The organism is Marinobacter caseinilyticus (assembly GCF_011074955.1).
Classification (GTDB): domain Bacteria; phylum Pseudomonadota; class Gammaproteobacteria; order Pseudomonadales; family Oleiphilaceae; genus Marinobacter; species Marinobacter caseinilyticus.
In genome coordinates, this window is record NZ_WUQJ01000019.1 from 65,074 (window position 1) to 77,273 (window position 12,200).

At 57.8% G+C, this 12,200-nt stretch carries 11 protein-coding genes and 1 riboswitch; of the genes, 5 read left to right on the top strand and 6 right to left on the bottom strand.

Annotation, left to right across the window (positions count from 1 at the left end; translation table 11 throughout):
* Position 1: 1 nt before the first annotated feature.
* Positions 2-907, bottom strand: coding sequence for a lysophospholipid acyltransferase family protein (locus GRX64_RS08890; protein ID WP_166266267.1), 906 nt, complete (start codon positions 905-907; stop codon positions 2-4).
* 115 nt (positions 908-1,022) lie between these two features.
* Here GRX64_RS08890 and GRX64_RS08895 point away from each other — a divergent pair, with 115 nt between their 5' ends.
* On the top strand, positions 1,023-1,808 hold the full coding sequence (locus GRX64_RS08895) for a glycosyltransferase family 2 protein (RefSeq protein ID WP_235937597.1): 786 nt from the start codon (positions 1,023-1,025) through the stop codon (positions 1,806-1,808).
* Here GRX64_RS08895 and GRX64_RS08900 read toward each other — a convergent pair.
* The 4 genes from GRX64_RS08900 to lpxL are packed head-to-tail and all read right to left on the bottom strand — an operon-like array spanning position 1,796 to position 5,850.
* The gene (locus tag GRX64_RS08900) at positions 1,796-2,848 is read right to left on the bottom strand and encodes a glycosyltransferase (RefSeq protein WP_166266270.1); all 1,053 of its coding nucleotides are present in this window, start codon (positions 2,846-2,848) and stop codon (positions 1,796-1,798) included. The two genes, GRX64_RS08895 and GRX64_RS08900, sit on opposite strands and share 13 nt — an antisense overlap.
* Positions 2,835-3,953 carry a glycosyltransferase family 4 protein gene (locus GRX64_RS08905; RefSeq protein WP_166266272.1) on the bottom strand — a complete coding sequence of 373 codons (1,119 nt, stop codon included), beginning with the start codon at positions 3,951-3,953 and terminating at the stop codon, positions 2,835-2,837. The genes GRX64_RS08900 and GRX64_RS08905 overlap by 14 nt, the downstream gene beginning before the upstream one ends.
* Positions 3,950-4,903: a mitochondrial fission ELM1 family protein gene (locus GRX64_RS08910; RefSeq protein WP_166266275.1), complete on the bottom strand. Its 954-nt coding sequence runs from the start codon at positions 4,901-4,903 to the stop codon at positions 3,950-3,952. The genes GRX64_RS08905 and GRX64_RS08910 overlap by 4 nt, the downstream gene beginning before the upstream one ends.
* On the bottom strand, positions 4,900-5,850 hold the full coding sequence (lpxL, locus tag GRX64_RS08915; RefSeq protein WP_235937599.1) for an LpxL/LpxP family Kdo(2)-lipid IV(A) lauroyl/palmitoleoyl acyltransferase: 951 nt from the start codon (positions 5,848-5,850) through the stop codon (positions 4,900-4,902). Before lpxL ends, GRX64_RS08910 begins: the two co-directional genes overlap by 4 nt.
* Positions 5,851-6,045: 195 nt before the next feature.
* Between lpxL and waaA the strand changes: the two genes are divergently transcribed.
* A complete protein-coding gene (gene waaA / locus GRX64_RS08920) occupies positions 6,046-7,302 on the top strand; it encodes a lipid IV(A) 3-deoxy-D-manno-octulosonic acid transferase (RefSeq protein ID WP_166266281.1) in 1,257 nt (418 codons plus the stop codon).
* Positions 7,303-7,314: 12 nt separating this feature from the next.
* Here waaA and GRX64_RS08925 read toward each other — a convergent pair whose 3' ends face one another.
* Positions 7,315-8,706 carry a TolC family outer membrane protein gene (locus GRX64_RS08925; RefSeq protein ID WP_166266284.1) on the bottom strand — a complete coding sequence of 464 codons (1,392 nt, stop codon included), beginning with the start codon at positions 8,704-8,706 and terminating at the stop codon, positions 7,315-7,317.
* 152 nt (positions 8,707-8,858) lie between these two features.
* Positions 8,859-8,962, top strand: a riboswitch (TPP riboswitch).
* Positions 8,963-9,040: 78 nt separating this feature from the next.
* On the opposite strand from GRX64_RS08925, the gene thiC reads away from it, so the two are divergent.
* The 3 genes from thiC to GRX64_RS08940 all read left to right on the top strand — a co-directional run bounded on the left by thiC (position 9,041) and on the right by GRX64_RS08940 (position 12,133).
* The gene (gene thiC, locus GRX64_RS08930) at positions 9,041-10,915 is read left to right on the top strand and encodes a phosphomethylpyrimidine synthase ThiC (RefSeq protein WP_166266287.1); all 1,875 of its coding nucleotides are present in this window, start codon (positions 9,041-9,043) and stop codon (positions 10,913-10,915) included.
* A 101-nt stretch (positions 10,916-11,016) separates the two neighbouring features.
* Positions 11,017-11,649: an NUDIX domain-containing protein gene (locus GRX64_RS08935; RefSeq protein WP_166266290.1), complete on the top strand. Its 633-nt coding sequence runs from the start codon at positions 11,017-11,019 to the stop codon at positions 11,647-11,649.
* Positions 11,642-12,133: a DUF1249 domain-containing protein gene (locus tag GRX64_RS08940; RefSeq protein WP_166266293.1), complete on the top strand. Its 492-nt coding sequence runs from the start codon at positions 11,642-11,644 to the stop codon at positions 12,131-12,133. The genes GRX64_RS08935 and GRX64_RS08940 overlap by 8 nt, the downstream gene beginning before the upstream one ends.
* Positions 12,134-12,200 lie beyond the last annotated feature (67 nt).

Here is a 12,200-nt window from a genome sequence, read left to right on the forward strand (position 1 = left end):
ATCAACATACCCGGTCGGGGTTGTAGGGGTTGAGTTCGCCAGGGGGGCGATGTCGCATTCGTTTGTACTCCCACTGGTACTGTGCGGGAATGGCTTTAACGCACTGTTCAATGGAATGGTTCATGGCGGTGGCGGCTTTGATGGAATCGGGATCGTCCATGCCAGCATCCGCTTTGCGTATCACAATACGAAAGCCCTGGGCGTCAGGCAAACGTTCGGCGTAGGTAACAAGCACCTGGGCGCCGGTGCGCTGCATCAGTTTTGACGCCAGCGTCATGGTTTTAACGTCCATGCCAAAGAAGGGCGCAAAGGCGTTCCCTTTGCCGCGGGGTGATTGGTCCGGCAAAATCCCGGCAATGCCGCCTTCCCGCAGAATTGACGCCAGACGGGCCAGTCCACGACGGTCACCGCGGACCAGCTCAGACCCCAGGCGGCCGCGGACTTTGATCATGTAGTCCTCAAACTCCGCCATGTTGGGTGGGCTATAGAGTGCGGCCATTTTGTATTGGGAGGAAAAATACAGCCCGACCAATTCCCAGTTGCCCAGGTGGGGGGCGAGCAGGATCAGACCCTTGCCGGAATTCAATGACTGATGCAGCAAGTCTTCGCCGTCTATTTCACGAATTAGGGCCAGACATTTGTCCACAGGCCATTCCCACATCAGGGGGATTTCCATTATGGTCATGCCGGTATGCTGAAGGGATTCTCTGGCAAGTTGCTGCCGCGCGCTCGCGGTCATGTCGGGAAAGCAGATGTCGAGATTGACGTTAGTGACTTTTAGCGACTGACTTCGACATACTCGAGCCAGGGTTCCGAGCACCTTGCCCACCCATTGGGCGGACCGGAGGGACAGCAACCCGGCCGTCCGAAGCAACAAAGTGATGATAAAGTATTTTACGACTTTCATTCAGCGCCTGGTTCCGTGCAGTCAACAAAAGGCGAGAGGAAACTAACACTGTCCGTGTTGATGCGCAATGTGCATGCTTTTGGACAGCCACGGCTCGCGAACAAGAGATGTCATTATGGTACCTGTATCCGTCTACTTTATAACAAAGAACGAAGAGCTGCGGCTGGCAGAGGCGCTGTGCAAGGTGGTTGATTGGGCCGATGAGGTAATTGTGGTGGATTCCGGCAGCACCGATGGCACCGAAGCCATCGCCCGGCGCTACGGTGCCCGGTTCGAATTCAATGTCTGGCAGGGCTTTGCCTGCCAAAAGGCTTACGCTGCCAGTCTTTGTCGGAATGACTGGGTGCTTGATCTGGACGCGGACGAGGTGCTGTCCGATGAACTGGTCGCCAACATCAAGACACTGTTCTCCCACCCCATCCAGCCAAACCTGGCCGGATTCAAAATGCGCTGGGTATTGTCCCAGCCCCACAAGGACCATCCATTCCGGCACGATAAACCCAAAAAGATAGTGCGCCTTTACCACCGTAAGAAAGCCGCCATTCATGCTGAGCTGGACAGCAACGATGACCGGCCCCGCGTGCATGAGGGCAAGGTTGGTTTTATCCCCGGGGACGTATTGCACCGGACCTTGGTGAGTCTTGAGCAGATGGAGCGTAAATACGTCCAGCTGTCCAGCGAGCAGGCCCGGTTCCTGGCGGCAACCGGTCGAAAAATCACGTCTGGCCGGTTGGCGGTGGAATTCCCGCTGAAGTTCCTCAAATATTACTTTGTGCACCGCCAGATCCTGAATGGCTGGTTTGGGCTCAGTGTTGCCATCGTGGCGGCCAACCGGAATTTTATGCGGTTAGCCAAGGCCCGAGAGATTCAGATGTTGTCAAAACTGGATCAGACGCCTTGAGCGTTGTGTATCAACGCCCGATAAAATTGCTGGGTTTGCGCCAGCATCGCGTCGAGTGTCAGTTCCTGCTGCGCTCTTGCCCTGGCGCTGGATTGGCCTTGTTTCAGTGATGCCAGATCTGTCAGGTGTTGCCGCAGCAAACGAGACATGGCGTCAACCGAATGCCCGTTGGTCAGGTTGTCAGCAGGCAAAAACTCCTGGGCGCCCCCCACCGGAGTGGATAAAATCGGGCAGCCGGCGAGCAGGGCTTCAATCAGTACGTAAGAAAATCCCTCCCGCACAGAGCTGATTACACACAGGTCGGCGTAGGCGAGCCAGTCTCGGGCGTCGTTGCGAAAACCGGCGAGCGTAACGCGGTCGGTCTGATCAAGGTCGCGGATCAGGGCCTGCAAGACCGATCGCTGGGAACCGTCACCGATGATCACGAGGTGCCCCGGCGTGTCGACACAAGCCCAGGCCCGAATCAGCAGATCGAACGCTTTTACCGGTTCCAGGCGCCCAATGGCCAGTATTAACGGCTGGGATGTGGGCAGTGCCGTCAGCGGCGACAGTTTGGATTTGGGCGGAATGGCGAGCGTAGGAACGCCGCTGTAGATCAGTCGGGTCTGCCGGTGGCGCAGGCTGTCCTGCATACGTTGGTTGATAGTGATGACCCCGTCGAGTGCGGCAAACGATCGGTGTGACGATTTGATCCCATGCACGGTTCCGATCCTGGGCACCCCGGGTTTGCGGTAGCGGGCAATCAACTTGGCGGCCTTGTTGCCCTGGGCATGGCAGATATCCGGTGCGATCGAGGCCAGCGTCCTGCGAACCCGATAGATCAGCCAGGGGTTGTTGCGGCTGGCACTCATGGGGATCTCATGCAGGTGGACGGTCGCTGGGAGTATGCTGGCGAATGACCGGTGGGCAAGCACATGGACCTCGTGGCCCAGTCGGGCCAGCCCGGCCGCCAGATCGGAGGTGTGTTTTTCCATACCGCCGGGGACGGTACCCGGTGTGCCCAGTACCAGGGCTATCCGCAGGCGGCTAGGGCCGGTCATGGGGCAGGCTTGCCAGCAGGTCGTCATAGACGGCGAGGGTCGCGGTTGTCTGGGCGTCCAGCCTGAATTTTTCAGGCAACACAATGTGGTGCTCCGATGCGCCGATCAATGCCAGCGCTTTGCGGGCAAACGCCTGGGTGTCATCCGGTGGCACCAGGCCGGCGGGAAAACAGGCCTGCAGTGTTTCGGCGGCACCACCGCGATTGAATGCGGCCACGGGCGTGCCGGACGCGAGCGCCTCGGTGACGGTGCGACCAAATGGTTCCGGTTTGGTGGACATGTGGCAAACCAGGTCGGCCAGCAAGTAGAGTTCGGTCATATCGCTGCGCTGACCCAGGAACGTAACATGCGGACCAAGCCCGAGCTCGGAGCGACGCTGCTCCAGTTCCTTCAGGAATCGCTCCTTGCCGGGTTCCGCGCCGCCCACAATCAAGCCATGGCAGTCGGCTCGGGTCCGCAGAATGTCCGCTATTGCCTCAAGGAACAGCAGTTGGCCTTTCCAGCGGGTGATCCGCCCCGGCAACAGCAGTAGCCGCTTTCCCTGAAACTGGGGGTATTGCCGAAACAGCCGCTGTTTCCATGCCTCGTTCAATTGCCCGTCTTTGAAGGCGGCCACATCGACGCCCCGCTGGATCACTGACAGCTGGCTGGGCTGGACCTTGTAGTTGGTCAGGACGTAGTGCTTAACGCAGTCGGAGACCGCAATGATGCGTTGGGCTTTTGCCATAACAGCGCTGTAGGGGTTAACGGAATACATGCCGTGAAACGTCGACACCAGCCCCGGGCGTTCGGCCTTGGGCAAACCTTTCCAGGCCAGGTAGGTGATCCATGCCGGCATGCGTGAGCGCACGTGCACGATGTCGGGTTGTATCGTCCTCAATAATTGCCTGACTGGTTTTATCTGGCCAAAGGATGCCAGTGACTTGCGATGAACCGGCATCTCTATGTGGGTCGACCCATGGGTTTCCAGGTGCCTGGTCTGCGAGCCACCCGAGGACAACACAAATGATTCATGGCCACGCTGGACCAGGGCCGCCGCAAACTCCACGGTGCCGCGCTCAACGCCGCCGCTTTGGAGCGCTGGCAGCACTTGCAAGACTCTCATGATGCACGCTCGGACAGGTACCGATCAATCAGCCAGTGGGCGGCGCGGTCTGCTTCCCACAAAGGAGTGCTGACTTCACGGCGAGGTTCCATGATGGCGTGGTGGTCGCGCCAGTGTGCGACGCGGCCGCGTGCCACTAATTCAGCCACGCCTTTGGCAAGACGGCTCTGGGGTCTTGTGGGCAGCTCGAAGAGCCCCGTTGGTACGCCGGAGGTGAGTGCCTCAAAGACCATGGAGGTGCTGTCTGGCGTTACCCAAATTGCGCGGGACGCGGCCAGCGTATGGGGCAGCCAATTTGCGTGGGTTCGCTCCGGATCGGTGACGGTGGTTTTCGGGCCGGCGAGCGCTTCCAGGCGGGCTTTCAAATGGTCAGGCGTGCGTCGGGAGCTGCTGATGGTCCAGCGCCATTGAGGGTAGGTCTGCATGAGTCGCATTAATTGGTCAAAGATCAAATCGTCGTCCCATTCGTAATGGCGTGACGGGCCGCCGATAAGCACGAGGGCCTCGGGTTTGTCGGTCAGTCTCGCCATGGGGGTGATGGCATTGAGGACGCCCTCGGTGATCAGGGTGTGTTTGTCCGGACGTACGTCATCGTGCTCGGGAATGATGGCGGCGTCGACCCAGCGCATCGGGAATCCGGGTTTCATGAGCACAATCGTACGCGCGTGTCGCTTGCGCCGGAGCGAGAGCAGCAATCGGTGCGTTCCGGTACCCGCCGCAATGACCAGATCGGGGTTTGGCAGGGCGGCGTCCAGGTGGGGTGCAATGCCCGTCAGGGCGCGCCAGAGTGGTGTGATTATTTCAGTGGTATCCAGCCAGTAGAGGCTTGCCCCGCTGAGAACTCGCAGACGATTGCCAAGGCCTTTCAACTGATTGAGGTGGCCTGCTTTATTATCGGTCAGTAGCCACACTACCGGAGCTTTTGTCGACAATGCTGGTTGAGATGTCATGGGCTCGTTGTCCGGTAGAGGTCTGGATCGCTTGACGACGGTCGGGTTTTAAATCGGCGGTGCATCCATAAGTATTGATCCGGGTACCGACGAACTTCCCGTTCGATGGTGGCATTCACACGGCTGGCGTCAGCCATCTCGTCAGCGGACGGGAAATTTTCCAGGGCCGGTTGAAAATAAATATCGTACCCGACTTCCCCTTCGCGACGAAAATGGCTGAAGGGTATCACCGCGCAGCCACTGCGCTGTGCAATGCGGGCAGTGGCCGTAATGCTGGCCGCCGGGATGCCGAAAAAGGGCGCAAACACGGTGCCCTTTCGGCCATAGTCCTGATCGGTCGCATACCAGACCGCACGATTCTCACTCAGCCGGCGCAGCAAGCCCCGCAGGTCCTTGCTGCCCAGCGCAACGCCATAGCGGCGCTCCCGGGCGCGCGTCATAACGGCGTTCATCAACGGATTGTTATGGTCGCGTTGCATGACGTCCGCGTCAATGAACAGCGACACCAGGCTGCCGCCAAGGTCCAGCGTACTGTAGTGGCCGCCGAGTAGAAGTGCACCGTGGCCCCGGGCCAGAGCCGTTTCGACGTGTTGGAGGCCATGAACCCGGGTTATCGGCCTGAAGTCTTCCGGATCCCGAAACCAGGCCAGACCAATTTCCATGAAGCCAATGCCATTGGAGTGAAAGGTCTTTCGCACCAGTGCCTGATGCTCTTCGGGGCTCAGTGTGGGGAAGCACAACTGAATATTCACGTTGGCGATGTGACGCCGACGGGGGATAAGCCTGTAGGCCAGTTCGCCCACCGCAACACCGAGCCGCCACTGGATTGACATGGGCAGCAGCGCAAGCAGCCGCATGCATCCCACGCTGATCCAGGTGGGCCACCAGCGTGGGTGAAGGTAGTGGTAATAGTTGGTATCTCGGGTTTTCTTTTTGGGCTGGCTCACGTTGCTCAGAGACCTTCCTGTCATGACTGAGTGTGGGGGTCACGTTATCAAGCGCCAGTTTAGCAGTGGAGGTGACGTTGTATAAGACTTCATTATCGGTTTGTCGCAGCGCTAGTCTGCCGTGTGCGGGCAGTGCAAGCGAAAGAAGGCCGGTTTAGGTAGAATGGCGCCCAGTTCGTTTTACACGGAGTTGTCATGCTGCACTTTTTATACTCACTGTTTTTCAGGATGGCGTTGCCGTTTGTGCTCATTCGGCTGTGGTGGCAAGGCCGCCAGTCACCGGAAACCTGGGCACACTGGCAGCAGCGGTTGGGGTTTGTCCCAAAATCAAAGGAACCGGTGATCTGGGTGCACGCTGTATCCGTCGGCGAGACGATTGCAGCCGCGCCACTTGTGACAGCATTGCTGAAGCGAAACCCGGATATTCCAATTTTAATGACGGCGATGACCGCCACGGGCTCCCAGCGCGCCAAGGCGATGTTTGGTGACCAGGTACAGTACGCGTTTTCACCCTACGACACGCCCGGATCGGTGAGTCGGTTTGTTGATCGTGTCCGGCCCCGGGCCCTGGTGATCATGGAGACTGAGCTCTGGCCCAATATGATTGCGCTTGCCCGTCAGCGCCAGGTGCCTACCTTTCTCATCAATGCCCGGTTATCGAGCCGCTCGGCAAAAGGTTATCAGCGCATTATTTCTCTGGTCCGGCCTCTGTTACAAAGCATCAGCTGGATAGCAGCTCAGGCGGAAGAGGACGCAAAGCGCTTCTTGCGAATCGGTGCCAGCCCTCAGACCGTGTCGGTAACCGGCAGCATCAAATTCGATGTGGCCATCACCCCTGCGTTGCGCGACACGGCATCGGCACTTCGCCATTTTTTGGGTGCACAGCGGCCCGTGTGGATTGCCGCCAGCACCCACGAAGGTGAAGACCGGCAAGTATTGCAAGCTCACCGGCAATTGCTGGAAGCGGTGCCCGACGCGCTGTTGGTGATCGTGCCACGGCATCCAGAAAGGTTCGACGACGTATCCGAATTAATCACCGAACACGGCTTCAGTCAGGCCCGGCGCTCGGCCAGCACCGAGGCAAACCGCGTGCAGGTCTATCTGGGCGATACCATGGGTGAGCTGTTGATGCTGTTTGGCGCCTCAGATATTGCGTTTGTTGGTGGCTCCCTGATCGAGCGCGGTGGTCACAACCCTCTGGAACCCGCCGCTTGGGGTATACCCGTGATATCGGGCCCGCACGTGTTTAACTTTGAGACTATTTACCAGCATCTCAATGCGGGAGACGCCTTGCGGATCACCCACAACAGCAAGGAGTTGGCCGATTGCGTCACTCAACTGATTCAGGACCAGGCTGCGGCCCGGCAGGCCGGAACCAACGCGCTCAAGGTTGTCGATGACAACCGTGGCGCGTTGGAAAAGGTAGTAACAGGCATTATCGAGCGGGTGTGAGGTCCGTCTGAATCAGTTGTTGGCGGGTTCGTCTATGGTTTTGTTGTCATTGGCCAGCGCTTCAATGCCCGGGGCCGTGTCACTTAGCCAGCGGTTAAGATCGATCAGATCCTGGGGGCTCAGAGTCCCGGCGGCCTGCTTGAGTGTCAGCGTGTTGACGACGTAGTCATAACGGGCGTTGGCAAAATCCCGCAGTGCCACGTAATAGGCCTGTTCGGCGTCAAGCACTTCGACAATATTGCGGGTGCCGACATCGTACCCCGCGCGAGTCGCATCCAAGGCACTGCGCCGAGACACGATCGTTTGCTCCAGCGCAGAGGCGGTCTCGATGTTGGTGTTAACGGTGCGGAACAGGCTGCGCGTGTTAACCCGAATATCTCTGCGCACCGTGCGCAAGGATTGTTCGGCGACGTCCACCAGGGACCGTTGACGTCGGACGCCCGCTTGAGTGCCTCCGCCGAGGTATAGCGGCACGTTCAGTGACAGGCTGATAACCCCTTCCGTCGTGGTGCCATCGGTTTGGCCCTGGCTCGCGAAGGCAGTGCCACTCTGATTGATGCCGTCGATTTCAGTATTGCCGTACGAGGCATTGAGATCCAGCGTGGGGTAGTGGCCAGCTTTGGCGGTTTTCAGGGTGGACTCACTGGCGTCCAGGCTGTAGCTCGCCGATTGAATCTGCCAGTTTTGTTCCAGGGCAATGTCTTCCCAGGCTTCGGGATTCATCGGTTCTGGCCTGATAAGAGGAAACGCCTGAACCAGGTTGTTGAGCGTTTCCGTGTATTCGCCGGTGAGACGTGCCAGTTGCTCTCGTGCGATGTCGAGGTCGCTTTCCGCGGCGATACGTCGGCTCTTGCTGTCGTCGTAACTGGCGCGCGCTTCGAACACCTCGGTAATCGCAATCAGGCCCACATCGTAACGCTCGCGGGCTTGCTCATACTGGCGCTGAATGGCTGCCTCGGCGGCCCGGGTGGTGGTCAGGTTGTCGCTGGCGCGAAGCACATTGAAGTAAGCGCTGGCGACGTCAAGAATCAGTTGTTGCTGAGCGAGATTGTAATCCGCACGGGCCGCTTCGCTCTGCAGTTCGCTGGTTTTATATTCGAACCACGCCCCGGCGCGGAACAACGGCTGGGTCAGACGCACGCCGTAGCCGTAGGTTCTATAGCTGAGCTCTCTGTTGTCCGAGTCGCTGTCAATGTGGCTGGCATCACCGTAAGCATTGATCTGCGGCAACAACCCGCTGCGGCTGACATCGATGCTGGCCTGCTGGGCTTCGTAGCTCGCTCGGGCAGAAGCGATGCCGGAGTCATAGGAAAGCGCTTTCTCGTATGTTTCCACCAGATCCATGGCAAGTGCGGGCTGTGCCGAAAAAACGGCGATCAGACCACAAAGCAGTCGTTTGTTCATAAACACTCCTGAAACGTGAGGACGCAATGCTGCGGCGACGAGATAGCGGCAGTCATTATGGACAATAATCATTTCGATCTCTACACTTGCAAAAGACACCTAATGCCGCTGCAGCAGTAGTGCAAGCCAGGGCCATACGGGTGTCGACTTCAAGCGTCTTGACGGGGTGCCAGCGTCGACTGGCTGAGATTGCATCGCAAAACCCGCGAACCTGATCCGGTTAGTACCGGCGTAGGGATTTGAGACAAGAGTGGAGGCCCCGTTGAATTTTCTATGTGGCACTCCGCGACTCCGTCATACGCGACCCGATAACCTGCAAACCAGGGACGCTCTCATGACAGTACCTCGTTACCTCAGTGATGCCGCTCAAGTCGATACCGCAGCGATTCAACCGCTGCCAAGCTCGCGAAAAATATACGTTCAGGGCAGCCGTGCCGATCTTCAAGTACCGATGCGGGAAATATCCGTCAGCGATACCCCCACCGAACTGGGGGGCGAGAAAAATTCGCCGGTGCGGGTCTACGATACGTCGGGCCCATACAGCGACCCCACTGCCAGCATAGATTTGCGCAAAGGACTTCCATCGCTGCGAGACCGATGGATCGATGAGCGTAATGACACTGAGCGGTTGAGCGAGTACACGTCGGCGTTCACTCGTCGCCGAATGAAAGACCCTCAGCTGGATCCCCTGCGATTTATGGATCAGCGCACGCCACGGCGGGCACTGACAGGCCAGAATGTCAGTCAGATGCACTATGCCCGGCAAGGCATAATCACGCCTGAAATGGAATTTGTGGCCATTCGGGAAAACATGAAGCTGGAGGAAGCCCGCTCCCAGGGATTGCTGGCGGCACAGCATCCCGGGCAATCGTTCGGCGCGGCGCTGCCAGCAGAAATCACCGCTGAATTCGTCCGTGATGAGGTGGCCCGGGGAAGGGCAATCATTCCGGCGAATATCAATCATCCCGAATCGGAACCCATGATCATTGGCCGGAATTTTCTGGTGAAGATCAACGGCAACATCGGTAATTCCGCTGTCAGTTCCTCCATCGAGGAAGAAGTTGAAAAGCTGACGTGGGGCATTCGTTGGGGCTCCGATACGGTCATGGACCTGTCCACCGGTAAGAACATTCATGAAACCCGGGAATGGATCATACGGAACTCACCGGTCCCGATCGGGACGGTACCGATATATCAGGCCTTGGAGAAAGTCGGTGGTGTTGCAGAGGACCTGACCTGGGAGATTTTCCGCGACACACTGATTGAGCAGGCGGAGCAGGGCGTTGATTACTTTACCATTCATGCCGGAGTTCGCCTCCATCATGTGCCCATGACGGCCAAGCGCGTAACCGGAATCGTCTCCCGGGGAGGCTCTATCATGGCGAAGTGGTGCCTGGCGCACCATGAGGAAAGCTTTCTCTATACCCACTTTGAAGAAATTTGCGAGATCATGAAGGCTTACGATGTGTCGTTCAGCCTGGGCGACGGTCTGCGACCGGGTTCGATCGCGGATGCCAACGATGAGGCCCAGTTCGGCGAACTCGAAACCCTCGGCGAGCTGACCAAGATTGCGTGGAAGCACGATGTGCAGGTGATGATCGAAGGCCCCGGCCATGTGCCCATGCATTTGATCAAAGAGAATATGGACAAGCAGCTTGATTGCTGTGACGAGGCTCCATTTTACACCCTGGGGCCGTTGATTACCGATATTGCGCCCGGCTATGACCACATCACCTCGGGTATCGGTGCCGCCATGATTGGCTGGTTTGGTTGCGCAATGCTGTGCTATGTCACCCCGAAAGAGCACTTGGGTCTGCCCAACAAAGACGATGTAAAAACGGGCATTATCACCTATAAAATTGCCGCCCATGCGGCGGATTTGGCGAAAGGGCACCCGGGCGCGCAAATTCGGGATAACGCACTATCGAAGGCCCGTTTTGAGTTCCGCTGGGAAGACCAGTTCAACCTGGGGCTTGATCCGGATACGGCTCGGGCCTATCACGACGAGACCTTGCCCAAGGACTCCGCCAAAGTCGCACATTTCTGTTCCATGTGCGGGCCAAAATTCTGCTCCATGCAGATCAGTCAGGAAGTGCGCGAATACGCCAAAGCCAAAGGGATTGATGAAGTGGTTGCGACTGAGGCGGGGATGAAGGAGAAATCCCGGGAGTTCCTGGCATCGGGCAGCAAGTTGTACGACAAGGTCTGACCGGGTGTGCCCGGTTTTCGTTGTGAGAACGGAAACCGGGACTTGAAACCTTCATCCAGAGCCAGCTATTGTTCGCCTTCACCCACTGACGTAGTGCCCTTATGCCTGACCCCAAGCCGTTTCAATTCTCTGAACACGACGTGCACGTCAAAAGCCGGGACACCGTCTTCCAGGGTTTTTTTCGGGTCGATAAACTGATGTTGAGTCACGCCACGTTTGCGGGCGGGGAATCCCAGGTTTTCAGCCGTGAGCTGTTCATACGGGGCGACGCCACGTGTGTACTGCCTTATGATCCTAAGAGAGAGGAAGTGGTATTGCTGGAGCAGTTTCGCCCGGGCGCAATGGGGCGATCACAGTCACCCTGGTTGTTGGAACTGGTGGCGGGTATGAACGAAGAGGGTGAAAGCGCGGAAGACGTCGCACACCGGGAAGCGGAGGAGGAAGCGGGTTTAAGTTTCAGCGCCCTGGAGCCTGTTTGTAACTATCTGGTGTCTCCAGGCGGTACTACCGAGATGGTGCACCTGTTCTGTGGTTGTGTCAGTACGGACGGCGCAGGTGGTTTGTTTGGTCTTGAGGCGGAGCATGAGGACATAAGAGCTCATGTGTTCTCAGTGGATGATGCCCTGGCAATGATGGCGGCGGGCCACATCAATAACGCCGCCGCGATCATCAGTCTTCAGTGGTTGCAGCTGAATCGCTCCAGGCTGCAGCGGGAGTGGCGCGAACGTGGGTGAGTGGACAATGCGGCAAAAGTCTTACGTACCGGATATTCGACGGTTCGGGGCACTCTGTGAGGGGAACTACCTGAGGATTTGCCAGCTCCGTAAACTCGAATCGAACGGCAAGCCGGTATCCGAATTCGAATTGCACCGGGGTGAGCAATACTTTGGCCGGGTTCGCCTGGAAGTCTTGCAGCGGGCAAGGTTCACTGAGACGTTGCTTCTGGAACAAGTTCACAACGGTGGCAAATGGCTGAACAATCCGCAGTTAACTGTGCGGGTCTACCACGACGCATCAATGGTTGAAGTGATCAGTTGCTACCGTGATCATCACATTGCTGCGGTTAACGATTATCCCAACCGCTACATGCATCACCCGGATGAGAAAGTTCAGGTCAACGGTTTTCTGGCCGACTGGCTGGACTTCTGTTTGCATTTTGGGCACATCCCGCTGACGTTTTCCGGCTGGCCGACGGGCGATCAAATCGACCAAGGTTGAATGGCGCCAGGATTCACCTTGCGCCATATTTCGTAAACTGTCTCTCAGCGTCGGTCATAGTGTGATG